Origin of the sequence: Streptomyces solicavernae (assembly GCF_029968095.1) — a bacterium.
Taxonomy (GTDB): Bacteria; Actinomycetota; Actinomycetes; order Streptomycetales; family Streptomycetaceae; genus Streptomyces; species Streptomyces solicavernae.
This window is the reverse complement of the sequence record NZ_JASCIR010000016.1, coordinates 67,765-92,106: the sequence shown is the minus strand read 5'-3', so window position 1 is coordinate 92,106 and position 24,342 is coordinate 67,765. Positions and strand designations below refer to the sequence as shown.

Genomic DNA, 24,342 nt, shown 5'->3' with positions numbered 1-24,342 from the left:
CTTCGGCGTGCCGGGGCCGTCCGGCGCCGCGTGCGCGCCGGGGTTCGGGGAGCGGCGGCGGAGCTCAGCCCTGCACGGCGCTCTGGTCCATCCACAGGACCTCGAAGTGATGGCCGTCCGGGTCGAGGAAGGAGCGGCCGTACATGAAGCCCATGTCGCTCGGCTCGCCCGCGGGGGAGCCGCCCGCGGCGAGGGCGCGGTCGGCCAGCTCGTCGACCTGGCGGCGGCTCTCCGCGCTCAGGCAGATCAGGGCCTCCGTGGACCGGGTGGAGTCCGCGACCGGCTGCACCGTGAAGCGGGCGAACTTCTCCTCCTGGAGGAGCATGAGGACGATGGCGTCGCTGACGGTGACGCAGGCGGTCTCGTCGTCGCAGAACTGCGGGTTGAGTGCGTAGCCGACCTCGCTGAAGAACTTCTTCGACAGCTCGACGTCCTTGACGGCGAGATTGATGAAGACCATCTGCTGGTGCGGGCGCGCGGCCATGTGGGGCTCCGTGAGGTGTGAGGGTCGGTCTCCGTGCCGGCCCGCCGTACGTGACGTGCCGTAACAGGGGAGACCGGACCGGCGTGCGGAACTCATCGGTGGGCCACCGGATTTGGGGAAGGTTTTTCGCAGGCTGATCCGCAAGGACCGGGGAGACGGGCCCTAGCCGCTGAGCGGGGCCGACGCGAGCGTGCCGACCAGCCAGGTGAGCGGGGAGAACACGGCGAGCAGCGCCAGCGCGCGCAGACCGGCGGCGCCGCGCAGGAGCGAGACCGGCGCGCCGAGCTGCAGCAGGGCGGTGGTGGTGTCGGCGCGGGACTGGCGGGCCTCGACCGCCGCGGTGGCGAGGGTGAGGACCGCGCACCCGCCGACCAGAACGCCGCCGAGCACCGTCAGCGGTCCGATGCGCGGCGCGGCGCCGCCGTAGAGCTGGAGGGCGGCGAGTCCGGCGGCGGCGACCGCGCACAGCACGCCGAGCGGCCGGCCGATGCGGCGCGACTCCTCCTGCAGGGCGCGCCCCGCGAGCAGCCGGGCGGCGCCGGGCCTGGCCGACTGCAGCAGCGTGCCGCACAGGTAGGTGAGCGCGGGCCCGGCGAGGGTGAGGCCGAGCGCGGTGATCGCCCAGCCGCCGAGCACGGCCGCGGAGGACGAGGCGAGCCGGCCGGGCAGCGGGAAGCCGGTGGCCGTCTCGCGCGCCGCGTACGTCTCCACCGCCAGGCCGACTGCCATCAGGGCCACGCCCCAGGGGAGCCCGGCGGGCTGCGGCATCGGCGGCGCGGGCTCGTCGTCGGCGGGACCGGTGCTCTCCGGGGCCAAAGCCGGAGTCCGGCCGGACTTGACCGTACGAGGGCGCAGCGCGAGGGCGCCCGCGACGGTGCCGGCGACCGGGACGGTCAGCAGCAGCGTGCCGACGGCGGCGAGCGGCAACGGCCGTCCCGCACCGAGGAGTTCGGCGGCGGCGCCGTCCAGCGGGAGGCCGCGGATGTCGCCGCGCAGGTGCAGGAAGAACAGCAGCGCCAGCATCGAACCGAGGGTGCAGGAGATCGCCGTGTTGATCGCGGAGAGCAGCATCAGGCGGGCCGGTCCGAGGCCGGCCGCGAAGAGCGCGGCGCGCGGCCGGGTCGCCGGGTCGGTACGGGCGACCGCCACCGCGAATTGCACGGTCGCGGCGAGCGGCACCACGCACCAGGCGAGGCGCAGCGCGGACGAGCCGGCGGTCTGCGGGTGGCCGAGCGCGTACCCGAGGGCGCACAGCAGCAGGAAGCCGGTGCCGGCGGAGGCGGCGGCGACGGCGAGCCGGCGCAGCAGGACGAGCGGGTGGGCGCCGCGGGCTAGACGGAGAGCGAGCACGCCGCGCCTTCCGCCTCGGCGTCCGCGGGCAGCCGGACGGTGTTGACGAGGCGGCCGTCCAGGAGGCTGACGCTGCGGTCGGCGTAGGCCGCGACGCCGGCGTCGTGGGTGGCGAGGACGACGGTGATGCCGTGCGAGCGGGCCGCCGTGGTGAGGGTGCGCAGGACGTGGGCGCGGTCGGCGGCGTGCAGGGGGGCGGTGGGTTCGTCGGCGAACAGGACGGTCGGCTCGTTGACCAACGCCCGGGCCACGGCGACGCGTTGGCGTTCCGCGTGGCTGAGGGCGTGCGGGCGCTTGCGGGCGAGGTGGCCGATGTCGAGCCGGTCCAGCCACTCCAGGGCGGCCTTGCGGGCGGGGCGGTGGCCGGCGCCGTGCAGCAGCAGCGGCAGGGCGGCGTTCTCCCAGGCGGTGAGTTCGGGGACGAGGCGCGGCTGCGGGTCGATCCAGCCGAACTTGTCGCGGCGCAGCCGTTCGCGGACCAGCGGGCCCATGGTGTGTACGGGGGCGGAGTTGAACCAGACCTCGCCCTGCTGTGCGACGAGCTGACCGGAGAGGCACCGCAGCAGCGTCGTCTTGCCGCTGCCGCGCGGGCCGCCGACGGCGAGGATCTCCTGCTCGCGCACGCCGACGGAGATGCCGGTGAGGGCGGGGGTGCCGCCGCGCGAGACGTGCAGGGTGCGTGCCCACAGCACGTCGTTGTCCGGTGGGGCCACCATGGCGATACACCTCGGTTCGGTTTACGAAGGGCGTGGAAGGCGCACGGGGAACCGTGCGGTGCCGTCCCCCGTACGGGGGAACGAGGCACTGGGCCGATCGGTCACAGGAACCGTAGGGACATATGGGGACAATAAGGACAGCACACGGCCCGGGGGCACGCGTTCTCACTCGAACGGGGCACCCGGGCCGTGGGGTGGTGCGCGGCGCGCGTGGGCTTTACAGCTTGGTCCACGCCTCCGTGAGGACGTTCCGCAGGATCTGCTCGATCTCGTCGAACGTCGACTGGTCGGCGATCAGCGGCGGTGCCAGCTGGATGACCGGGTCGCCACGGTCGTCGGCACGGCAGTACAGGCCGTTGTCGTACAGCGCCTTGGAGAGGAAGCCGTACAGGACGCGCTCCGTCTCCTCGTCGTTGAAGGACTCCTTGGTGGCCTTGTCCTTCACGAGCTCGATGCCGTAGAAGAAGCCGTTGCCGCGGACGTCGCCGACGATCGGCAGGTCGTGCAGCTTGCTGAGGGTGTTGAAGAAGTTGCCCTCGTTGTCCAGGACGTGCTTGTTCAGGCCCTCGCGCTCGAAGATGTCGAAGTTGGAGAGCGCCACGGCCGAGGAGACCGGGTGGCCGCCGAAGGTGTAGCCGTGCAGGAAGGTGTTGTCACCCTTGTAGAACGGCTCCGCCAGGCGGTCCGAGACGATGCAGGCACCGATCGGGGAGTAGCCCGAGGTCATGCCCTTGGCGCAGGTGATCATGTCCGGCACGTAGCCGAACTTGTCGCAGGCGAACATCGTGCCCAGGCGGCCGAAGGCGCAGATCGTCTCGTCCGAGACGAGCAGCACGTCGTACTGGTCGCAGATCTCGCGCACGCGCTGGAAGTACCCGGGCGGCGGCGGGAAGCAGCCGCCGGCGTTCTGCACCGGCTCCAGGAAGACGGCCGCGACGGTCTCGGGGCCCTCGAAGAGGATCTGCTGCTCGATCTGGTCGGCGGCCCAGCGGCCGAAGGCCTCCGGGTCGTCGCCGTGGATCGGGGCGCGGTAAATGTTGGTGTTCGGCACCTTGTGCGCACCGGGGACCAGCGGCTCGAACGGGGCCTTCAGGCCCGGCAGGCCGGTGATCGACAGGGCGCCCTGCGGGGTGCCGTGGTAGGCGACCGCACGCGAGATGACCTTGTACTTGGTGTGCTTGCCCTGCAGCTTGAAGTACTGCTTGGCCAGCTTCCAGGCGGTCTCGACGGCCTCGCCGCCGCCGGTGGTGAAGAAGACCTTGTTCAGGTCACCCGGCGCGTAGTTCGCGAGGCGCTCGGCGAGCTCCACGGCCTTCGGGTGGGCGTACGACCAGACCGGGAAGAAGGCGAGTTCCTGCGCCTGCTTGTACGCGGTCTCGGCGAGCTCGGTGCGGCCGTGGCCGGCGTTGACCACGAACAGGCCGGCGAGGCCGTCGAGGTAGCGCTTGCCCTGGTCGTCGTAGATGTAGGTGCCCTCGCCACGCACGATGGTGGGAACGGGCGCGTTCTCGTACGAGGACATGCGGGTGAAGTGCATCCACAGGTGGTCGTACGCGGTTCGGCTGAGGTCCTGGCTCACGGCTATCGGGTTCCCCACATATAGGTCTGCTTCTTGAGCTTGAGGTAGACGAAGCTCTCGGTGGAGCGCACGCCGGGGAGGGTCCGGATGCGTTTCTGGATCACGTCGAGCAGCTGGTCGTCGTCCTCGCAGACGACCTCGACCATCAGGTCGAAGGAGCCGGCGGTGATCACGATGTACTCGACTTCGGGCATCGCCGTCAGCGCTTCCGCCACCGGGTCCGTATCGCCCTCGACGTTGATGCCGACCATCGCCTGCCGCCGGAAACCCACGGTGAGCGGGTCGGTGACGGCGACGATCTGCATCACGCCCTGGTCGAGCAGCTTCTGGACGCGCTGTCGTACGGCCGCTTCGGACAGGCCCACGGCCTTGCCGATCGCGGCGTACGGGCGGCGCCCGTCCTCCTGCAACTGCTCGATGATGGCGAGGGAGACGGCGTCCACGGAGGGAGAGCCGTTTCCGGTCCTGGGGGAGTCTGCGCTTCGACTGGCCACGTCCTCACTGTGCACGACGTGTCGTCTGATTTGCAAGTCCAAACCGATGAAATTCGTTGTTGTCAGTGTCTCAGCCCACTGATTTCGTAGTTGTGGAGCGTTGGGTATGTCGAAAGCGTGGGTCGGGACGTTAGGGTAGCCCTGGGTGTCTCACCCACCGGACATCACGCTCCGCTGGGGCACCGGGGCACCGACCGATCCGCTCAAGACCAACCCTCTGGTTAGGAGGCCGCAGTGACCACCGAGCTGCGTCGTCTGCGCAATTACATCGACGGGGAGTTCCGGGACGCCGCGGACGGGCGGACCACCGAGGTGGTCAACCCGGCTACCGGCGAGGCGTACGCCACCGCACCCCTGTCCGGCCAGGCCGACGTCGACGCCGCCATGGCCGCCGCCGAGCAGGCGTTCCCGGCCTGGCGCGACCTCGTACCCGCCGAGCGCCAGAAGGCGCTGCTCAAGATCGCCGACGCCTTCGAGGAGCGCCAGGAGGAGCTCATCGCGGCCGAGTCGGAGAACTGCGGCAAGCCCATCGGGCTGACCCGCTCCGAGGAGATCCCGGCGATGATCGACCAGATCCGGTTCTTCGCGGGCGCCGCCCGGATGCTGGAGGGCCGCTCCGCCGGCGAGTACATGGAGGGCCTGACCTCCATCATCCGCCGCGAGCCGATCGGCGTCTGCGCCCAGGTCGCGCCGTGGAACTACCCGATGATGATGGCCGTCTGGAAGTTCGCCCCGGCGCTGGCCGCGGGCAACACGGTCGTTCTCAAGCCCTCGGACACGACCCCCGCGTCGACCGTCCTGATGGCCGAGATCATCGGCTCGATCGTGCCGAAGGGCGTCTTCAACGTCGTCTCCGGCGACCGCGAGACCGGCCGCATGATGGTCGAGCACAACACCCCGGCCATGGCCTCCATCACCGGCTCCGTGCGCGCCGGCATGCAGGTCGCCGAGTCCGCCGCCAAGGACCTCAAGCGGGTCCACCTGGAGCTCGGCGGCAAGGCGCCCGTCGTGGTCTTCGAGGACGCCGACATCCCCGCGGCCGTCTCCGGCATCTCCGAGGCGGGCTTCTTCAACGCCGGCCAGGACTGCACGGCCGCGACCCGCGTCCTCGTCCACGAGTCCGTGCACGACGAGTTCGTCACCGCCCTCGCCAAGGCCGCAGCCGACACCAAGACCGGCATGCCCGACGACGAGGACGTCCTCTTCGGCCCGCTGAACAACCCCAACCAGCTCGCGCAGGTCGAGGGCTTCATCGACCGGCTGCCCGCGCACGCCAAGGTCGAGGCGGGCGGCCGGCGCGTCGGCGACAAGGGCTACTTCTACGCGCCGACCGTCGTCTCCGGCCTCAAGCAGGACGACGAGATCGTCCAGAACGAGGTCTTCGGCCCCGTCATCACCGTCCAGTCCTTCACGGACGAGGACCAGGCCGTCGCGTACGCGAACGGCGTCGAGTACGCCCTCGCCTCCTCGGTGTGGACCAAGGACCACGCGCGCGCGATGCGCATGTCCAAGGTCCTCGACTTCGGCTGCGTGTGGATCAACACCCACATCCCGCTGGTCGCGGAGATGCCGCACGGCGGCTTCAAGAAGTCCGGCTACGGCAAGGACCTCTCGGCGTACGGCTTCGACGACTACACGCGCGTCAAGCACGTGATGACGTCGCTCGGCTGAGCGCTGCCGACGTTGTGAACCACGGACGCGGCGGGCAGTGGACAGGGTGTCCATTGCCCGCCGCGTCCGCGTCAAGTGAGGCTGTCCGTATGGCCGTTCATTCACGTCGTACGTTGCTCAAGGGGCTCGGCGCCGCCGGGCTGGCCGGCACGCTCGCCGGATGCGGGGTGCCCTCCGCCCGGATCGGCCCCGGCGAGCGGGCCGCGCCCGACCGGTCCGCCCGCGACAAGACGCTCACGTTCGCCAACTGGCCGCTCTACATCGACACCGACGACGAGGACGCCTCCCGCCGCCCCATCCTCGACGCGTTCCGCGAGCGCACCGGGATCTCCGTCACGTACACCGAGGAGATCAGCGATCACGGACGGGCGTGCCGAGGATCTGGTGCGGCAGTGGTTCGCGGGCCGAGTGCCAGGCGGGTGGGAGTCCGGCGGTGCCCGTGCGGGCGGCGATGACCCCGCCCGCGATCGCGCACGTGGTGTCGATGTCACCGCGCCCGCCGACGGTCGACCACAGGCCCTCGTGCAGATCGTCCAGGTGGCCCGCGGCGCACCACAGGGCGTACGGGACGGTGTCAGGGCCCGACATCCGGTAGCCGGAGCCCAGGACCTGAGCGGCGTGCCGGACCGAGGCGCGCTCCGGCAGCCGGGCCGCGGTCCGCACCCCGGACCGGACGTCCCCGACGGGCAGCCGCTCGGCGACGGCCTGAAGGAAATCCCGCCGAGCCGGGGCCGCCTCGCCCCGGCTCCGGGCGGCGAGCGCCGCGGCCACGGCGACTGCCACCGCCCCGCCGACCGCTTCCGGGTGGTGATGCGAGACGGCGCTCTGCGCGGCGGCCCGTGCGGCGACCGCGTCGAGGTCGTCGGCGAGCCAGGCGCCGAGCGGGGCCACCCGCATGGCCGCGCCGTTCCCCCAGGAACCCTGGCCGCCGAACTGCCCGCCGACCACGTCCCGCCAGGGCTCGCCCGCGCCGATCCGACGCAGCACGTCGTGCATCGAGGCGCCGTAGCCGCGGTACGGGTCGTCGGCGTAGGCCTCGGCGAGGCAGCGGGCCAGCCGGTCCTGGTCGACGCGGCCCTCGCCCTCGGCGAGCTCCCGTACGAGCACGAGCGCTTGGGCGGTGTCGTCGCTCCACCGCCACAGCGGCTCGGGCGGCAGGACCCGCGCCTCCAGCGCGGCCGGACCCGCACGCCGCAGGATCCCGAACCACCGGTCACCGAAGGCATCACCGAAGGCGAGCCCGGAGAGGGAGTCCCACGCGGGGGCAGGCAGGCTGAGGGCAGGCAGATCGACCATCCGGGCAGTATCACGGGGCGGAGGGGCGGGCGGCGAGGGAGTTTTCCGGCGGATTGCGGATTGCGGATTGCGGATTGCGGATTGCGGATTGCGGGGTGCGAGGCGCGGGGCGCGTCCGGCGCACGGCGGCCGTGTCCCACGTACCGCCGGTGCGCCGGATCGTCGGCCGGGAGGTGGCTCGCACCCCTCAGGGAAGACCAGCTCAACTACCCGTATCCGCAAGGGTGTTGTCCGGGGTCCGGCCCGCAGGGGATCAGGTGCGGGCCGCCTGCGTGCGCAGGGTGAGCAGGACGTCCACGCGGTTCGTGGTGATCGCGTCCACGCCGAGATCGAGCAGGCGGCGCATCGTGCGGCGGGTGTCCGGGGTCCAGGCGGAGACGAGCAGGCCGTCCCTGTGGATGCGGGCGACCAGGTCCCGGCTCAGCAGCCCGAAGCGGTAGTTGAGCCAGCGCGGGCGCAACTCCTCGATGACCGCCGGGCGGACCGGGGCGAGTGTCGTCCAGGTCAGGGCGAGCTCCGCCGCCGGGTCGGCCTCGCGGACCCGGGCCATCGTCCGCGGGCCCGCGCAGTACGAGACGCGCTCGGCGGCACCGCAGTCGTGCACGGTGCCGACGACCGTGCGGGCCGCCTGCGCGGAGGCGCCCGGCAGGTCGAGCAGCAGGCGGCGGCCGGGCGTCGCGGCCAGGGCCTCGGCGAGGGTGGGGACCCCGCCGCCGGTGAGGCCGCGCACCTCCGCCGCGGACAGCTGCGCGAGCGGACGGTCGTGGCCCCAGAGGCGGCTCAGCGTCTCGTCGTGCAGCAGCACGGGCACGCCGTCGCGCGTCAGCCGTACGTCGGTCTCCACGGCGTCCGCGCCCGCGGCGAACGCGGAACGCAGCGACGGCAGGGTGTTCTCCCGGGCCCGGTACGGGTCGCCCCGGTGGGCCACGGCGGTGAGGGTCTGCATGTGCCCATTGTCGCCAGTCGTGATCACCGGGGCGAGCCGGGAGGGTCCCCCGTCACCTACTGCCCTTACCGGGCGAGCCAGTTCGCCGTGTACGTGTCGATCTCCGCGGTGAGCTTCGCCTTGCCGCTGTCGTCCAGGAAGGACGCGGTGACGGCGTTCCTGGCGAGCTCGGCGAGGCCCCGCTCGTCCAGGTCGAGGAGGCGGGCGGCGACGCCGTACTCGCTGTTGAGGTCGGTGCCGAACATCGGCGGGTCGTCGGAGTTGATGGTGACGAGCACCCCGGCCGCGACCATCTGCCTGACCGGGTGCTCGTCCAGGTCGAGGACGGCGCGGGTCGCGATGTTGGAGGTCGGGCAGACCTCCAGCGGGATGCGGTGCTCGGCCAGGTGGCGCAGGAGCGCCGGGTCCTGGGCGGAGCTCGTGCCGTGCCCGATGCGCTCGGCGCGCAGCTCGGTCAGCGCGTCCCAGACGGTCTGGGGCCCGGTGGTCTCGCCCGCGTGCGGCACGCTGTGCAGGCCCGCGGCGATCGCCCGGTCGAAGTACGGCTTGAACTGCGGGCGCGGCACGCCGACTTCGGGCCCGCCGAGGCCGAACGACACCAGGCCCTCCGGGCGCAGCCGGTCGTCGGTGGCGAGCCGGACGGTCTCCTCGGCGGATTCGAGCCCGGCCTCGCCGGGGATGTCGAAGCACCAGCGGAGCACCGTCCCGAACTCGGCCTCGGCGGCCTTGCGGGCGTCCTCGATCGCGTCCATGAACGCCCGCGGGTCGATACCGCGGCGGGTCGAGCTGAACGGCGTGACGGTCAGCTCCGCGTACCGGATCTGCTGGCGCGCCATGTCCCGGGCCACCTCGTACGTGAGCAGCCGGATGTCCTCGGGGGTGCGGATCAGGTCGACCACCGACAGGTACACCTCGACGAAGTGCGCGAAGTCCGTGAACGTGAAGTAGTCCGCGAGCGCCTCCGGGTCGGTCGGGACCTTCGAGTCCGGGTGCCGGGCCGCGAGTTCGGCGACGATGCGCGGGGAGGCGGAGCCGACGTGGTGGACGTGCAGTTCGGCCTTCGGCAGACCGGCGATGAAGGCGGGCAGATCGGACATCGGGTTCCTCCCCGGGAACGGCGCCTCTTCAGGGGCGCGGATGATCGGCTGATCGGTGGATCGGGGATCATCGTAGGAGGCCGCCCGCTCGGCGGGTCCTGGGCCTTAGCATGACCGAACGTACGAATGAGGGGATCGCCCAATGTCCGACGAAGCACGGCAGACGCCGGGCGAGCCCGTGTCGCGCGACCCGTGGGCGCCGCCGGCCGCCGAGGGAGCGCCGCCTGCGGATGCCGCGCAGCGGTCTGCGGACGCCGCGCCGGAAGTGCCGGGCACGCCGGGAGCGCCGGGAGCGCCGGAAGTATCGCTGAGCAAGCCGGAAGTGTCGCTCGGCAAGCAGGGACCCGAGCCCGAAGCGGTGCCGCGGGACCCGTGGGCGCCGCCCGCGGACGGCGCCGGGCGCGGGGGTTCGGTGCACGACCAGAACACGGTGGCGTCGATGCCGGGCGCGGGCCAGGACGGCACGCGGGCGGCTGCTCCCGCGGACCCGTGGCAGGCGCCGCCCGCGCCGGGCTACGGCTACCCGGCGGGCGGCGGTGACGCGGTGCCCCCGCCGCCGGTCTCGCCCGAGGGGCCGGGGCAGGCGCCTGCGTCGCCGTACGGCGCGCCCGTCGGTGCGCCCGCCCCGGGGCAGCCCGGCTACCCGGGCTATCCGGGGTACGGCTCCGGCTCCGCCGGGTACGGCTGGTCGCAGGTGCCGATGCAGCCGAGCAACGGCATGGGTGTCACGTCGCTTGTGCTCGGCATCATCGCCGCGGCGATCTTCTGCCTCTGGCCGGTCGCGATCCTCCTCGGCATCCTCGCGATCATCTTCGGTGCGATCGGCCGGGCCAAGGCCGGCCGCGGCGAGGCCACGAACCCGGGCCAGGCCCTGGCCGGTCTGATCTGCGGCATCGTCGGCCTGGTGCTCGGCGTGGTCTTCCTCGTCGTGGTGATCGTGGCGGCCGCGAACGACTCGTCCAACGACCCGAACCCGTACGACGGCATCTCGGCGTCCCGGGTCCTGGACGCACGGGCGGCCGACTGACGGCGACGCGGAGCGAAGTCCCGTCCCGGGGGCCGGAGTTCAGCCGAACTCCGGCCCCGTCTGCGGCGGGATTCCTACCCCCGCAACTGCCCCCGAGCCTCCATCAGCGCAAAACCCAGCAGGTTGGAGCCGCGCCAGCGGGACGGGTCCTCGGCGCCGGGGTCGTCCGCCGCGAGGCCTGTGCCCCAGATGCGGTCCACCGGGCTGGCCTCGACCAGGACCCGCTCACCCGTACCCACCAGGAACTCCCGCAGCTCCTCGTGGGCCGCGAACTTGTGGACGCTGCCCTCGACGACGATGCCGAACCGCTCGCGCTGCCACCGCTGTTCGTCGAAGCCGCGGACCAGGCGGCCCGCCTTCTTCGCCGCGGCGGGAGAGGTCGCCGTGAGTGCCTTGCGCTCGGCCTCCGCGTCCTCGAAGAGGCGGGCCTTCGCCGCCATCATCCAGTGCTCCGCCGTCGCGTACTCCACGCCGTCCACCGTGAACGGCGCCTTCCACCACTGGCTGAGGCAACTCGCGCCTATGCGGCCGTCCTTGCGCGGTGCGTGGCCCCAGAAGGGCAGGAACTTCACCCGCTCCCCGCGCGCGATCCGCTCCGCCAACCGGGCCACCTGTGTGTTCGCCGCCTGAGCGTTCCCCTCGTTCATGCATGCGAGTCTGGCACCCGCCACTGACAATCCGTCCCTGAGTATTCGAGGTGACTCGACACCTGGTCGACCGATTCCGTCGCGTAACCAAAAGGAAACAACGGAATCCCTTGGCGAGGCGTGGTCCCTCTGTCAGGATCGGCAGTCAATTCGAGCTGGAGCTACGGAAGAGCGCGTGATGGGCGACATCGGCAACACCAGCAGCACCACCAGCAACAGCGAGACCCACTCCACCCCCTTCCCCGCACGGAACCGCTTCGCGGACGGGGCGCAGTACATCGGCGGGCGGCTCGTCCCCGGTGCCTCGGGGCGCAGGCACGCCGTCGTCGACCCGGCCACCGCCAAGGAGGTGTACGACTACGAGCTGGCCGGCGCCGCCGACGTGGACGCCGCCGTCGCCTCGGCCGCCGAGGCCTTCCCGGGCTGGTCCGGCGCCACCCCGGGCGAGCGCTCCGACGCCCTGCACCGCTTCGCGGACGTCCTGGCCGCACGGGCCGAGGAGTTCGCGCAGGCCGAGTCGCTGCAGTGCGGCAAGCCGATCAAGCTCAGCCGCGAGTTCGACGTCCCCGGCAGCATCGACAACACCGCGTTCTTCGCGGGCGCGGCCCGGCACCTCCAGGGGCAGTCCGCGGGGGAGTACTCCGCCGACCACACCTCGTACGTACGCCGGGAACCCATCGGCGTCGTCGGGTCCATCGCGCCCTGGAACTACCCGCTCCAGATGGCCGCCTGGAAGGTGCTCCCGGCGATCGCCGCGGGCAACACGATCGTCCTGAAGCCCGCCGAACTGACCCCGTTCACCTCGCTGTTGTTCGCCGAGGCCGCCACGGAGGCGGGCATTCCGGACGGGGTCGTGAACGTCGTCTCGGGCGCGGGGCGGGAGGCGGGCGAACACCTCGTCGGGCACCCGGACGTCGCGATGACCTCCTTCACCGGGTCCACCGCCGTCGGCAAGCGCGTCGCCGAGATCGCCACCAGCACGGTCAAGCGGCTGCACCTCGAACTCGGCGGCAAGGCCCCGTTCGTGGTGTTCGACGACGCCGACCTGGAGGCCGCCGTGCACGGCGCGGTCGCCGGGGCACTCATCAACACCGGCCAGGACTGCACCGCCGCGACCCGCGCGTATGTCCAACGGCCGCTGTACGACGCCTTCGTGAGCGGCGTCGCCGACCTCATGGCGACCGTGCGGCTCGGCGACCCCTTCGAGGAGTCCACCGACCTCGGCCCGCTGATCTCGCACGCCCAGCGCGACCGCGTCGCCGCCTTCGTCGACCGGGCCCGCGGCTACGCCCGCATCGTCACCGGCGGCGAGGCCCCGAAGAGCGACGGCCTCGCGGAGGGCGCGTACTACCGGCCGACCCTCGTCGCCGACGCCGCGCAGGACAGCGAGATCGTGCAGTCCGAGATCTTCGGGCCCGTCCTGGTCGTGCTGCCCTTCGACTCCGACGAGGAGGGCATCCGGCTGGCCAACGACACCCCGTACGGCCTTGCCGCCTCCGCCTGGACCCGGGACGTGTTCCGGGCGGGCCTCGCGACCCGCGCCATCCAGGCGGGCTGCGTGTGGATCAACGACCACATCCCGATCCTCAGCGAGCTGCCGCACGGCGGCTACAAGGCGTCCGGCTTCGGCAAGGACATGTCGGCGTACTCCTTCGAGGAGTACACGCAGATCAAGCACGTGATGTACGACAACACCGCGGTCGCCAGGAAGGACTGGCACCGCACGGTCTTCGGGGACCGCGCCTGACCACCGCGCCCCCTTCCCGCGCGGCGGCCGGTTCCCCCTCCGGCCGCCGCGCCCTCCTCTCAGGCCTTCCCGAAAGGGCACCACGCGTATGGATCAGTTCACGTCCGACAGCCTGTCCCCGGTCCAGCTCGCCGCGATGCGGCGCAGCCTGAGCAACGGCAGGTCGGCCATCGGCCGACGGAGCCTGCTGCGGGCCGGCGGCGGAGGCGCGCTCGCCCTCGGCGGCCTCGGCACCCTCGCGGGCTGCGGCATCCCGCCCGCCGCCCGGAGCGAGGGCGACGGCGGGTCCGAGGACTTCTCGGACAAGGAGAAGCGCGTCAACTTCTCCAACTGGACGCAGTACATCGACGTCGCCGAGAACGACAAGACCCGCCGCCCCACCCTGGAGGCGTTCACGAAACGGACCGGCATCAAGGTCGAGTACGCCGAGGACGTCAACGACAACAACGAGTTCTTCGGCAAGATCAAACCGCAGCTCGCCGCAGGCCAGGACACCGGCCGCGACCTGATCTGCGTCACCGACTGGCTCGCCGCCCGGCTGATCCGCTTCGGCTGGGCGCAGAAGCTCGACGTCGCCAACCTGCCGCACGCGTACGCCAACCTGGCCCCGCAGTTCCGCGAGGTGGAGTGGGACCCGGGCCGGGCCTACACCTACCCGTGGGCCGGCATCGCCGTGGTCGTCGCGTACAACATCAAGGCGACCGGCGGCCGGGAGGTCACCTCGGTCTCGCAGCTGCTCGACGACCCGAAGCTCAAGGGCAGGGTCGGCCTCCTCTCCGAGATGCGCGACACCATGGGCATGACCATGCTCGACATGGGCAAGGACCCGGCGAAGTTCACCACCGACGACTTCGACGCGGCCGCCGCACGGCTGCAGAAGGCCGTCGACAAACGCCAGATCCGCCGCTTCACCGGCAACGACTACACGTCCGACCTGACCAAGGGCGACCTCGCCGCCTGCCTCGCCTGGGCCGGAGACATCGTCCAGCTCCAGGCCGACAACCCGGACGTCAGGTTCCACATCCCGGACAGCGGCTACATCACCGGCACCGACGTCCTCCTCGTGCCCAACAAGGCGCGCCACAAGGAGAACGCGGAACGGCTGATCGACCACTACTACCAGCCGGAGATCGCCGCCGAACTCGCCGCGTGGATCAACTACGTGTGCCCGGTCGACGGAGTGAAGGAAGAGCTCGCCAAGATCTCCGAGGAGGCGGCGAACGACCCGCTGATCGTCCCGGACAAGGAGATGTCCGAGAAGTCGAACAGCTTCCGCGCGCTCAGCCCGAAGGAAGAGACCGCGTACGAGGCCAAGTTCGCCAAGCTCACCGGCGCGTGACCGCGACCCGAGGCCCTGCAACTCTTCGACTCTCCGGTAGGAACCCATGACTGACGACACGACGCGCGGCGACGTCCGCCTCTTTGGCATCGGCAAGACCTACGGCGCCTTCACCGCCGTGCACCCGCTGGACCTGACCATCCCCGAGGGCTCGTTCTTCGCCCTCCTCGGCGCCTCCGGCTGCGGCAAGACCACAACGCTCCGCATGATCGCAGGACTTGAGGAGCCCACCACCGGCACGGTCCACCTCGGCGAGCAGGACGTCACCGCGCTGCCCCCGTACAAGCGGCCGGTGAACACCGTCTTCCAGTCGTACGCGCTCTTCCCGCACCTCGACATCCAGGAGAACGTCGCCTTCGGGCTGCGCCGGCGCGGCATCAAGTCGGTGAAGAAGCAGGTCGGCGAGATGCTCGACCTGGTCCAACTCGGCGACAAGGCGAAGCACAAGCCGCACCAGCTCTCCGGCGGCCAGCAGCAGCGCGTCGCCGTGGCCCGCGCCCTGATCAACCACCCGCGCGTGCTGCTCCTCGACGAGCCGCTCGGCGCCCTCGACCTCAAGCTGCGCCGCCAGATGCAGCTGGAGCTGAAGCGCATCCAGACCGAGGTCGGCATCACCTTCGTGCACGTCACCCACGACCAGGAGGAGGCCATGACGATGGCCGACCAGGTCGCCGTGATGAACGCGGGCCGCGTCGAACAGCTCGGCGCCCCCGCCGACCTGTACGAGAACCCGCGCACCACGTTCGTCGCCAACTTCCTCGGCAGCTCCAACCTGATCGAGGCCGAGATCGCCGCGCAGAACGGCGGCACCCTCGCCCTCAAGGCCGGGGACGGCAAGCTGTCCCTGCCCGCCGCGCGCTGCTCCGCCCCGACCACCACCGGCGGAAAGGCGCTGGTCGGCATCCGCCCGGAGAAGATCTCGCTCGCGCACGCCGACGACGCGGGGGAGATCCCGGACGGCCGCAACCGCCTCACCGGCCGCGTGACCGCCACCAGTTTCATCGGCGTCTCCACGCAGTACGTCATCGACTCCCCGGTCTGCGAGGGCCTGGAGGTGTACGTGCAGAACGTCGAGCGGGACGGCCGGCTCGCCCCCGGCGCCGAGGTCGTCCTGCACTGGAACCCCGAGCACACCTTCGGCCTGGACGCCGCGCAGGCCATCGACGCGGGCGTGGAGAAGGTCGAGACGGACGCCGGCGAAGGGGTGGCCGCATGACGACGCTCACCGAGGCGCCGCCCGCCGCCCCCGAGCCACAGACGCGGGCTCCACGCAGACGCCGCAAGCTCACCCCGTACTGGCTGCTGCTCCCCGGCATCCTCTGGCTGCTCGTCTTCTTCGCGCTGCCGATGGTCTACCAGGCCTCGACCTCCGTGCAGACCGGGTCCCTTGCGGACGGATACAAGGTCACCTGGCACTTCGCGACCTACTGGGACGCGCTCGCCGAGTACTGGCCGCAGTTCCTCAAGTCCCTCCTGTACGCGGGACTCGCCACCGTCTTCTGCCTGCTGCTCGGCTATCCGCTGGCGTACCTGATCGCGTTCCGCGCGGGCCGCTGGCGGAACCTGCTGCTCATCCTGGTGATCGCGCCGTTCTTCACCAGCTTCCTGATCCGTACGCTCGCCTGGAAGACGATCCTCGCCGACGGCGGCCCGGTGGTCGGCGCCCTCAACGCGCTGCACGTCCTGGACGTCACCAGCTGGCTCGGCATGACCGAGGGCGACCGGGTCCTCGCCACCCCGCTGGCCGTGGTCTGCGGACTCACGTACAACTTCCTGCCGTTCATGATCCTGCCGCTCTACACCTCCCTGGAGCGGATCGACCCACGGCTGCACGAGGCGGCCGGCGACCTGTACGCGCGGCCCGCCACCACCTTCCGGCGGGTGACGTTCCCGCTGTCCATGCCGGGGGTCGTCTCGGGCACGCTGCTCACCTTCATCCCGGCGAGCGGCGACTACGTCAACGCCCAACTCCTCGGTTCCACCAGCGAGAAGATGATCGGCAACGTCATCCAGTCGCAGTTCCTCACCGTCCTCGACTACCCGACGGCGGCCGCGCTCTCCTTCATCCTCATGGCGGCGATCCTCCTGATGGTCACCTTCTACATCCGCAAGTCCGGGACGGAGGACCTGGTCTGATGGCACTCCTTCTCTGGCTGCGGCGCCATCTCGTCGTCCTCGCCGGCCTGTTGACGCTGGTCTTCCTGATCCTGCCGAACCTGGTCGTCCTGGTCTTCTCGTTCAACAAGCCCAAGGGCCGCTTCAACTACGCCTGGCAGGAGTTCTCCACGCACGCCTGGCGGGACCCCTGCGGCGTCGCCGACCTGTGCGGTTCGCTCGCGCTTTCGCTGCAGATCGCGCTGTGGGCGACGCTCGGCGCGACCGCGCTCGGCACGCTGATCGCCTTCGCGCTCGTCCGGTACCGGTTCCGGGCGCGCGGCGCGATCAACTCGCTGATCTTCCTGCCGATGGCGATGCCCGAGGTCGTCATGGCCGCCTCGCTGCTCACGCTCTTCCTCAACATGGGCGCACAGCTCGGCTTCTGGACCATCCTCATCGCGCACATCATGTTCTGCCTGAGCTTCGTCGTGACGGCGGTCAAGGCCCGCGTGATGTCGATGGACCCGCGCCTTGAGGAGGCCGCCCGCGACCTGTACGCGGGACCCGTGCAGACCTTCGTACGGGTGACGCTGCCGATCGCGGCGCCGGGCATCGCGGCGGGCGGGCTGCTCGCCTTCGCGCTCTCCTTCGACGATTTCATCATCACCAACTTCAACGCCGGCTCGACCGTGACCTTCCCGATGTTCGTCTGGGGCTCGGCGCAGCGCGGCACCCCCGTGCAGATCAACGTCATCGGTACGGCGATGTTCGCCGTGGCCGTGATCTGCGTCCTGGCCGGAATGCTGCTCGGCAACCGGCGCAAGAAGCAAGCTGCTTGACTCGTGTAGTTCTCAAGGGAGTTGGAAGCCATGGCCCGTAGCGCCATGAGCAGTGCAGATGTCCTGGACACCCTCGCGGGCGTCAAGCCGGTCCCGTACTGGCTCGACGACCCCGCGAGGCCCGCCGCGGAGCCCGCCCTCACCGGCGGCGAGCAGTGCGACCTGCTCGTCGTCGGCGGCGGCTACAGCGGACTGTGGACCGCGCTGGGCGCCAAGGAGCGCGACCCCGGCCGCGAGGTCGTCCTCATCGAGGCCCGCGAGGCCGGGTGGGCCGCCTCCGGCCGCAACGGCGGCTTCTGCGCCGCCTCCCTCACCCACGGCTTCGGCAACGGCCTGGCCCGCTGGCCCGGCGAGCTGCCGAAGCTGGAGGAGCTGGGCGCCCGCAACCTGGACGAGATCGAGGCGGCCCTCGCCCGGCACGGCATCGACTGCGACTTCGAGCGCACCGGCGAGATCGACGTCGCCACCGCCCCGCACCAGGTCGACGAACTCACCGAGCTGTACGGCGAGATGAGCCGCCTCGGCCTCGCGGACGGCGTGGAACTCCTCGACCGGGACGCGGTCCGCGAGCAGGTCGACTCGCCGACGTTCCACGGCGGCCTCCACGACCGCGCCGGCGTCGCGATGCTGAACCCGGCCAAGCTGGCCTGGGGCCTGAAGGCGGCCTGCCTGCGCCTCGGCGTCCGCGTCCACGAGAACACCCCGGCCACCGCCCTCGTCCGGCACGGCGCGGGCATGGCCGTGCGCACCCCGTACGGCCGGGTCCTGGCCCGCCGCGTCGCGCTCGCCACGAACGTCTTCCCGTCCCTGGTCAAGCGCGTCCGCCCGCTCACCGTCCCGGTCTACGACTACGCCCTGACCACCGAACCGCTCACCCAGGACCAGCTCGACGCGATCGGCTGGAAGAACCGCCAGGGCCTCGGCGACGCGGCCAACCAGTTCCACTACTTCCGGCTCACCGCCGACCACCGCATCCTCTGGGGCGGCTACGACGCGGTCTACCCGTACGGCGGCAAGCTCGACGCCGCACTCGACCACCGGCCCGAGACGTACGCCCGGCTCGCCGGCCACTTCTTCGACTGCTTCCCGCAACTGGCGGGCCTGCGCTTCAGCCACGCCTGGGGCGGCGCCATTGACACGTGTTCCCGGTTCTCGGCGTTCTTCGGTACGGCGCACCAGGGGCGGGTGGCGTACGCGGCCGGGTACACCGGCCTCGGCGTGGGCGCCACCCGGTTCGGCGCGGACGTGATGCTCGACCTGCTCGCGGGCGAGCCCACCGAGCGCACCTGCCTGGAGATGGTCCGTACGCGGCCGCTGCCGTTCCCGCCGGAGCCGTTCGCGTGGGCCGGGATCGGCCTGACCAAGTGGTCCCTCGCCCGCGCGGACGCGCACGCGGGCCACCGGAACCTGTGGCTGCGGACCATGGACCGGCTGGGCCTCGGCTTCGACAGCTGAGGCGGGGCTTTCCGGACACGGCCTGGGGCGGCGAGCAATTTTCCACCAGTTTTCCGAACCCGCGTAAGGGCGGCGGCTCCGCGGCCTCTCTCTCGTGACACGCATCGTGCGGCGACGAGAGGGAGGCCCTGCCATGGACGGTACGGGGGCGCAGTCGGCAGTGGAGTGGCTGGTCTCGGTGGCACCGGACCCCGAGGCCTGCCGCTGGGAGTGGGAGCGCAACCGTTGCTGAAAGCCTCAACGGCTCTCAGTAATCCCGACATTTCGGCCGGGAAAGTCCGTGACGGTGTCACCAAAGCGTGAGGGCTTCGGTGTCCTGTTGACGGTCTCTCGTTTCTGTCCGCTGTTGCGGGATTGCGCCACCTGCCCGCCCCGTCCCGGCCTTGCGGCTGGATCGGGTAGCGCGGGTCTTGTGGTCGGCTCCACGAGGTTTCGTCACTTGCGTACCCCGGTCTCCGGCCACTCCGGTACCGGTCATGCCGGCCGACGCGAGGTCGGCGAGGTTGCGTGCGGCGTTCTCGTCCCGGTCCATGACCAGGCCGCAGTTGTCGCAGGAGAACACTCGGACGTGCAAAGGCAGCTTGGCTTTCGCTGTCTTGCACGACGAGCAAGTCTTTGAGCTGGGGTACCAGCGCGAGGCGACCACCGTGCGGCAGGCGTTGCGCTGTCCTTTGTAAGTGAGCTGGCGGCGGATCTCTCCGAATCCGGCGTCGGCGATCTTGCGGGCCAGACGCCGGTTCTTGAGCATCCCGGCGACGTTGAGGTCTTCGACCACGACGGTTCCGTACTCGTCCCGGATGCTGGCGGTCAGCTTGTGCAGGGCATCGGCCCGCAGGTTCGCGGTGCGGTGGTGGATGCGGTTGCGCTGCTCGTTGGCCTTGCGCCAGCGGTTCGACGGCTCCCGGCGAGTCGTCTTGCCCGTGATCGGGTCGTGGACGGCCGGGCCTTGGCGGCGCGAGACACGGCGGGACAGCCGCTTGAGCGTCTTGAGGGCAGTTTCGTAGTGCTTCGGGTTCGGCGCGTACCGGATCTCGCCGGCCGAGTCGGCCATGACGGCGAGCACCTTCACCCCGAGGTCGACGCCCACCGCAACGCCGGGACGTGCGACGCGGGTGATCTCCCGCCGGGTCTCGACCTGGAACGAGACGAACCAGCGGCCCCGCTCGTGGCGCACGGTCGCCGACAGGATGCGGGCCGTACCGCCCGCGACCCGGCGTTGGAGCTTGGTCGTGCTCTCGTGGGTGCGGATCGTGCCCAGCCGGGGCAGTGTCACATGACGGCCGTCGACATCGACGCGGATGGTGCCGGTGGTGAACCGGCACGCAAGGCGCGCCTTGTGCTTGGACTTGAAGCGGGGCATGCCCATACGAGCGCCCTTGCGTCGGCCGTTCTTCGACTTCGCGTAGTTGTCGAATGCGGCAGCGGCGTTCGCCAGGCCGGTGTTGTATGCCTCCTTGGAGTTCTCCTCCCACCAGTCGGCGAAGTGGTTGGTCTTTTTGGCCTGGTTGAACTCCTTACGCAACGCGGGCAGCGACCACGGCCGCCACGGCGTCAGCTCCCCTTCGGGGATTCCGTACGACGCTTCGGCCTTGCGCTGCCACCAGGATGCAGTCACCCATCCGATAGCCCAGTTGTATGCGGCCCTGGACGCACCGCAGTGCGAACGCAGCGCGGCTTCCTGTGTCGCGTTCGGGTCCAGGGCGTACTTGAACGCCTGGACCACGAAACCGGGCTGCGGCTGGAACTTCGGCCGCTTCCTCTTCGGCTTCTCTTCGTTGTCGCTCACTCGGCGCCCTCGGCGCCCTCGGCGCCCTCGGCGCCCTCGGCGCCCTCGGCGCCCTCGGCGCCCTCGGCGCCCTCGGCGCCCTCGGCGCCCTCGGCGCCCTCGGCGCCCTCGGCGCCCTCGGCGCCCTCGGCGGTCGCCGCGGCAACGGCACGAGCGGCCCGATTCTTCGCGGCACGCTGCCCGTGCAGGCGGGCGCACATCAACGTCAGCACCTCGGTCATGTCCCGCACCAGATCGTCACTGGTCTCCTCGGCATCAAGGATGATCAGCTTGCGGCCCGATGCGGCGAGTGTGGATTGCAGGTGCTCGACTCCGAAGCGGGCCAGCCGCTCACGATGCTCGACCACGATCACGGCGGCGTCGGGGTCGGCCAGGACGCGGTGCAGCTTGCGACGCTTGCCGTTGAGGCCCGACCCGATCTCGGTGACGACCTCGCCCACGGCCAGGCCCAGCTTGGTGGCCCCGGTGACTACGCGGGTCACCTGCCGCTCAAGGTCGCTCTTCTGGTCGGCCGATGAGACGCGGCAGTACGCCACGACCCGCCCCTCCTGAGTCTTCTCCGGCTCGTGCACGAACCACACGCCGGTAGGCGACTGGGACACCGGCACGGGCATCTTCCCGGCCTTCGCCCACCGCCAAGCGGTCTGGTAATGCACGCCCTCACGAGCGGCCCAATCGGACAACCTCATGAGACCAGCATAGATGATTGGTGATCAACGATGAGACATAGCACAACAGTTGCTATCCCCCTCGGGGTGGCGCTGCTCCCGGCGGGCCGGCTCTGGGATGTGCTGATCCTGCCGGGCGAGCTCGGCTGTCCGACCCTCGACGTGCTGAACCGCTGCATCGACCGCCCCGGCCCCGTCCTCGCCGACTCCGGCGACGCCCGGACCGGCTTCTTCGTGCCCGCGGGCACGGTGGGCCGCTGGATCGGCACCGGCGTACGGGGCGCGGGCGACGGCACCTGGATCGTCGTGCCGTACCCCGGCCGGGCCACCGGCGGCGTGCGCTGGCTGGTCCCGCCGGACGGCTCGGGCACCCTCAACGACCCGGCGCTGCTCGAACTCGCCATGCATGAGGCGGCGGCGCGGCTGGCGGGGGGAGGCGGCCAGGGCGGCGCTTGACTACGTACTTCGGCGGGCGGTGAGCGTGCTTCGGCGGGCGGTGAGGGTCAGGGCGGTCAGGAGCATGCCGCCGAGCAGCCAGCTCGCGAGGACGTCGAGGGGCCAGTGGTAGCCGCGCCGGACCAGGCCGTAGCCGACGGCGGCCACAAGCAGGGCGGTGCCGGCGAGGAGTCCGCGGCGCAGCCGGGCGGTGCGCAGCCAGGGGCGGACGAGCAGGGCGGCGGCCCCGTACGCGACGATCGCGGTGGCCGCGTGGCCCGAGGGGTAGAAGCCGCCCGAGCCGTCGGCGCCGCCCGTGCCGGGCGGGCCGGGCCGGTCGAAGAGGGCCTTGAGCGGGGCGACGAGCAGCGGCACGGCGGCCAGCGCCAGCGCGGCGCAGAGCGGGCCGAGCCACCAGCGCGGCTCGGCCGCGCGCCGGGCGCGCGGCACCGCGTACGCGACGGCCGCGGCGAGCACCACCGGCGCGACGGTCATATGGCCGAGATCGGCGAGGAGTTCGGCCACGCCGTCCGGGAGGCCGCTGCGCCGGACGAGGCCCGCGAACCGCTCATCGGCCGCGCGGAACGGCCCGGACGCGGCGACCTGCCAACTGACCAGGGCGAAGCCCAGGCCCAACGCGGCCGACGCGGCGAGGAGTTGACGGAAAGGGGCCGGCCGCCCCGGAACAGGGGGGGTGGTTCCGGGGCGGCCGTGGGGACCGGCGTGCCGCACGCCCCGGGGGGTTTGGGGCGGGCGGCCGTCCGATCGGTGAGGAGATCCGGAGCCAGAAGCTCCGGCAGTGTGCGCGAGGGCACGGCCCGGGCGGGCCTTGCGAGGCTCCGTCCCGGTGTCGCCCACAGTCTCCGGTGAGCGGCGTGTTTCTCTCATCTGCGAAGAACGTACGGCAGAGGGCGGCGGTTCCGACAGGCGATCGCTCATCCCGCCACCCGCCTCGCACACCTTCTTCACAGCGTCTGCCGTGGCCCGTGCGTGCGTCAGGCGTCTCAGATCTGCGCGAACGCCTGCTCGATGATGTCCAGGCCCTCGTTCAGCAGGTCCTCGCCGATGACCAGCGGCGGCAGGAAGCGCAGCACGTTGCCGTAGGTGCCGCAGGTGAGGACGAGCAGGCCCTCGGCGTGGCAGGCCTTGGCGAGCGCGCCGGCGGCCTCCGGGTTCGGCTCCTTGGTCGCAGGGTCCTTGACCAGCTCGACGGCGATCATGGCGCCGCGGCCGCGGATGTCGCCGATGATCTGGAACTTCTCCTGCATCGCGGCGAGGCGGCCCTTCATGACCTCCTCGATGCGCTTGGCCTTCCCGTTGAGGTCGAGCTCCTTCATCGTCTCGATCGAGCCGAGCGCACCGGCGCAGGCCACCGGGTTGCCGCCGTAGGTGCCACCGAGGCCGCCCGCGTGCGCGGAGTCCATGATCTCGGCGCGGCCCGTGACCGCCGCCAGCGGGAGGCCGCCGGCGATGCCCTTGGCGGTGGTGATCAGGTCGGGGACGACGCCCTCGTCCTCACAGGCGAACCACTGGCCGGTGCGGCAGAAGCCGGACTGGATCTCGTCGGCGACGAAGACGATGCCGTTGTCGCCTGCGAACTTCGCGATCTCGGGCAGGAAGCCCTTGGCCGGCTCGATGAAGCCGCCCTCGCCGAGCACCGGCTCGATGATGATCGCGGCGACGTTCTCGGCGCCGACCTGCTTGGTGATCTGGTCGATGGCCTGCGCGGCGGCCTCGGGGCCGCAGTTCTCCGGGCCGGTCGGCCAGCGGTAGCCGTACGCCACCGGCACCCGGTAGACCTCGGGCGCGAACGGGCCGAAGCCGTGCTTGTACGGCATGTTCTTGCTGGTCAGCGCCATGGTCAGGTTGGTGCGGCCGTGGTAGCCGTGGTCGAAGACGACGACGGCCTGGCGCTTGGTGTGCGCGCGGGCGATCTTCACGGCGTTCTCGACGGCCTCGGCGCCCGAGTTGAACAGCGCGGACTTCTTGGCGTGGTCGCCCGGCGTCAGCTCGGCCAGCGCCTCGCAGACCTCCACGTAGCCCTCGTACGGCGTGACCATGAAGCAGGTGTGCGTGAAGTCGGCGAGCTGCGCGGAGGCGCGGCGCACGACGGCCTCGGCGGAGGCGCCGACGGAGGTCACGGCGATGCCGGAGCCGAAGTCGATCAGGCGGTTGCCGTCGACGTCCTCGATGACGCCGCCGCCCGCGCGCGCGGTGAACACCGGCAGTACGGAGCCCACGCCGCCGGCCACCACCGACGTGCGGCGGGCCTGCAGCTCCTGCGACTTCGGGCCGGGGATCGCGGTGACGAGGCGGCGCTCCTGCGGAATGGCGGTCATAAGGGGGCTCCCGGGGCGAATGTGGGGGTTCGGACGCTTGCTCTTCTGCGCAGGCTAGGCGCGGTGCGGGGGAGCGGGCATGTTCCGTTGGGGAGTAGTAGGCCGCCTGGCTTGTCCGCGGCGGATATGGCGTAGGGCCGGGTGCGCGCTCCGCGGCGGACATGGCGTGCGGCCGGGTGCGCGCTCCGCGGCGGACATGGCGTGCGGCCGGGTGCGCGCTCCGCGGCGGGCCCGCGCGGTGGCCGGGGAACGGTGAACTGCCCCGCCGCTGCAACTAGATTGAGCGCGGACGCACCCGCCGGCCGCCAGGTCAGGCGGGCGCGGGCCGAC

At 71.4% G+C, this 24,342-nt stretch carries 20 protein-coding genes and 3 pseudogenes; 10 read left to right on the top strand and 13 right to left on the bottom strand.

The features are described 5' to 3' along the window. Window positions 1-64: 64 nt before the first annotated feature. The 5 genes from QIS99_RS19510 to QIS99_RS19490 all read right to left on the bottom strand — a co-directional run bounded on the left by QIS99_RS19510 (window position 65) and on the right by QIS99_RS19490 (window position 4,623). Window positions 65-484, bottom strand: a complete 420-nt coding sequence (locus tag QIS99_RS19510; protein WP_282514832.1) for a VOC family protein — start codon at window positions 482-484, stop codon at window positions 65-67. Window positions 485-646: 162 nt separating this feature from the next. Beyond that, the gene (locus QIS99_RS19505) at window positions 647-1,834 is read right to left on the bottom strand and encodes a hypothetical protein (protein ID WP_282514831.1); all 1,188 of its coding nucleotides are present in this window, start codon (window positions 1,832-1,834) and stop codon (window positions 647-649) included. Then, window positions 1,816-2,550, bottom strand: a complete 735-nt coding sequence (locus tag QIS99_RS19500; RefSeq protein ID WP_282514830.1) for an ABC transporter ATP-binding protein — start codon at window positions 2,548-2,550, stop codon at window positions 1,816-1,818. The genes QIS99_RS19505 and QIS99_RS19500 overlap by 19 nt, the downstream gene beginning before the upstream one ends. A 217-nt stretch (window positions 2,551-2,767) precedes the next feature. Further along, complete coding sequence (locus tag QIS99_RS19495; protein WP_282514829.1) at window positions 2,768-4,147, bottom strand: aspartate aminotransferase family protein; 1,380 nt, start codon at window positions 4,145-4,147, stop codon at window positions 2,768-2,770. Continuing rightward, the gene (locus QIS99_RS19490) at window positions 4,132-4,623 is read right to left on the bottom strand and encodes an Lrp/AsnC family transcriptional regulator (RefSeq protein WP_282514828.1); all 492 of its coding nucleotides are present in this window, start codon (window positions 4,621-4,623) and stop codon (window positions 4,132-4,134) included. Before QIS99_RS19490 ends, QIS99_RS19495 begins: the two co-directional genes overlap by 16 nt. Before the next feature lie 234 nt (window positions 4,624-4,857). Between QIS99_RS19490 and QIS99_RS19485 the strand changes: the two genes are divergently transcribed. Together QIS99_RS19485 and QIS99_RS19480 are read left to right on the top strand one after the other, a co-directional pair. Further along, on the top strand, window positions 4,858-6,294 hold the full coding sequence (locus QIS99_RS19485) for a gamma-aminobutyraldehyde dehydrogenase (RefSeq protein ID WP_282514827.1): 1,437 nt from the start codon (window positions 4,858-4,860) through the stop codon (window positions 6,292-6,294). Window positions 6,295-6,383: 89 nt separating this feature from the next. Next, window positions 6,384-6,656 (top strand): annotated as a pseudogene (locus QIS99_RS19480) (twin-arginine translocation signal domain-containing protein); the annotation flags it as partial. Here the strand turns inward: QIS99_RS19480 and QIS99_RS19475 are convergent. The 3 genes from QIS99_RS19475 to QIS99_RS19465 all read right to left on the bottom strand — a co-directional run bounded on the left by QIS99_RS19475 (window position 6,646) and on the right by QIS99_RS19465 (window position 9,633). Beyond that, on the bottom strand, window positions 6,646-7,590 hold the full coding sequence (locus QIS99_RS19475) for an ADP-ribosylglycohydrolase family protein (protein ID WP_282514826.1): 945 nt from the start codon (window positions 7,588-7,590) through the stop codon (window positions 6,646-6,648). The pseudogene QIS99_RS19480 and the gene QIS99_RS19475 overlap by 11 nt on opposite strands. Window positions 7,591-7,843: 253 nt before the next feature. Further along, complete coding sequence (locus QIS99_RS19470; protein WP_282514825.1) at window positions 7,844-8,536, bottom strand: glycerophosphodiester phosphodiesterase; 693 nt, start codon at window positions 8,534-8,536, stop codon at window positions 7,844-7,846. Window positions 8,537-8,601: 65 nt separating this feature from the next. Continuing rightward, window positions 8,602-9,633, bottom strand: a complete 1,032-nt coding sequence (locus QIS99_RS19465) for an adenosine deaminase (protein WP_282514824.1) — start codon at window positions 9,631-9,633, stop codon at window positions 8,602-8,604. 142 nt (window positions 9,634-9,775) lie between these two features. Between QIS99_RS19465 and QIS99_RS19460 the strand changes: the two genes are divergently transcribed. Continuing rightward, window positions 9,776-10,660 (top strand): DUF4190 domain-containing protein, encoded by an 885-nt coding sequence (locus QIS99_RS19460; RefSeq protein ID WP_282514823.1) that lies wholly within the window; start codon window positions 9,776-9,778, stop codon window positions 10,658-10,660. Between the two features lie 74 nt (window positions 10,661-10,734). Here the strand turns inward: QIS99_RS19460 and QIS99_RS19455 are convergent, their stop codons facing one another. Then, window positions 10,735-11,307 (bottom strand): NADAR family protein, encoded by a 573-nt coding sequence (locus tag QIS99_RS19455; protein ID WP_282514822.1) that lies wholly within the window; start codon window positions 11,305-11,307, stop codon window positions 10,735-10,737. Window positions 11,308-11,485: 178 nt separating this feature from the next. Between QIS99_RS19455 and QIS99_RS19450 the strand changes: the two genes are divergently transcribed. The 6 genes from QIS99_RS19450 to QIS99_RS19425 all read left to right on the top strand — a co-directional run bounded on the left by QIS99_RS19450 (window position 11,486) and on the right by QIS99_RS19425 (window position 18,784). Further along, window positions 11,486-13,054 (top strand): gamma-aminobutyraldehyde dehydrogenase, encoded by a 1,569-nt coding sequence (locus QIS99_RS19450; RefSeq protein WP_282514821.1) that lies wholly within the window; start codon window positions 11,486-11,488, stop codon window positions 13,052-13,054. Between the two features lie 88 nt (window positions 13,055-13,142). Further along, window positions 13,143-14,393: a polyamine ABC transporter substrate-binding protein gene (locus QIS99_RS19445; protein WP_282514820.1), complete on the top strand. Its 1,251-nt coding sequence runs from the start codon at window positions 13,143-13,145 to the stop codon at window positions 14,391-14,393. Between the two features lie 46 nt (window positions 14,394-14,439). After that, window positions 14,440-15,609 (top strand): ABC transporter ATP-binding protein, encoded by a 1,170-nt coding sequence (locus tag QIS99_RS19440; protein WP_282514819.1) that lies wholly within the window; start codon window positions 14,440-14,442, stop codon window positions 15,607-15,609. Next, the gene (locus tag QIS99_RS19435) at window positions 15,606-16,529 is read left to right on the top strand and encodes an ABC transporter permease (protein ID WP_282514818.1); all 924 of its coding nucleotides are present in this window, start codon (window positions 15,606-15,608) and stop codon (window positions 16,527-16,529) included. Before QIS99_RS19440 ends, QIS99_RS19435 begins: the two co-directional genes overlap by 4 nt. Beyond that, window positions 16,529-17,329, top strand: a complete 801-nt coding sequence (locus tag QIS99_RS19430) for an ABC transporter permease (RefSeq protein WP_282514817.1) — start codon at window positions 16,529-16,531, stop codon at window positions 17,327-17,329. The genes QIS99_RS19435 and QIS99_RS19430 overlap by 1 nt, the downstream gene beginning before the upstream one ends. A gap of 30 nt (window positions 17,330-17,359) precedes the next feature. Further along, window positions 17,360-18,784, top strand: a complete 1,425-nt coding sequence (locus tag QIS99_RS19425; protein ID WP_282514816.1) for an NAD(P)/FAD-dependent oxidoreductase — start codon at window positions 17,360-17,362, stop codon at window positions 18,782-18,784. Between the two features lie 289 nt (window positions 18,785-19,073). Here QIS99_RS19425 and tnpB read toward each other — a convergent pair whose 3' ends face one another. Then, window positions 19,074-20,507, bottom strand: a complete 1,434-nt coding sequence (tnpB, locus tag QIS99_RS19420) for an IS607 family element RNA-guided endonuclease TnpB (RefSeq protein WP_282514815.1) — start codon at window positions 20,505-20,507, stop codon at window positions 19,074-19,076. Between the two features lie 188 nt (window positions 20,508-20,695). After that, window positions 20,696-21,259 (bottom strand): annotated as a pseudogene (locus tag QIS99_RS19415) (IS607 family transposase); the annotation flags it as partial. A 57-nt stretch (window positions 21,260-21,316) separates the two neighbouring features. Between QIS99_RS19415 and QIS99_RS19410 the strand changes: the two are divergent. Further along, a pseudogene (locus QIS99_RS19410) lies at window positions 21,317-21,694 on the top strand (hypothetical protein); the annotation flags it as partial. Here QIS99_RS19410 and QIS99_RS19405 read toward each other — a convergent pair. Both QIS99_RS19405 and gabT read right to left on the bottom strand, forming a co-directional pair. Beyond that, window positions 21,695-22,405: a phosphatase PAP2 family protein gene (locus QIS99_RS19405; protein ID WP_282514814.1), complete on the bottom strand. Its 711-nt coding sequence runs from the start codon at window positions 22,403-22,405 to the stop codon at window positions 21,695-21,697. Between the two features lie 272 nt (window positions 22,406-22,677). Next, entirely contained in the window at window positions 22,678-24,012 is a 1,335-nt protein-coding gene (gabT, locus tag QIS99_RS19400) for a 4-aminobutyrate--2-oxoglutarate transaminase (RefSeq protein ID WP_282514813.1), read from the bottom strand. Between the last annotated feature and the right edge of the window lie 330 nt (window positions 24,013-24,342).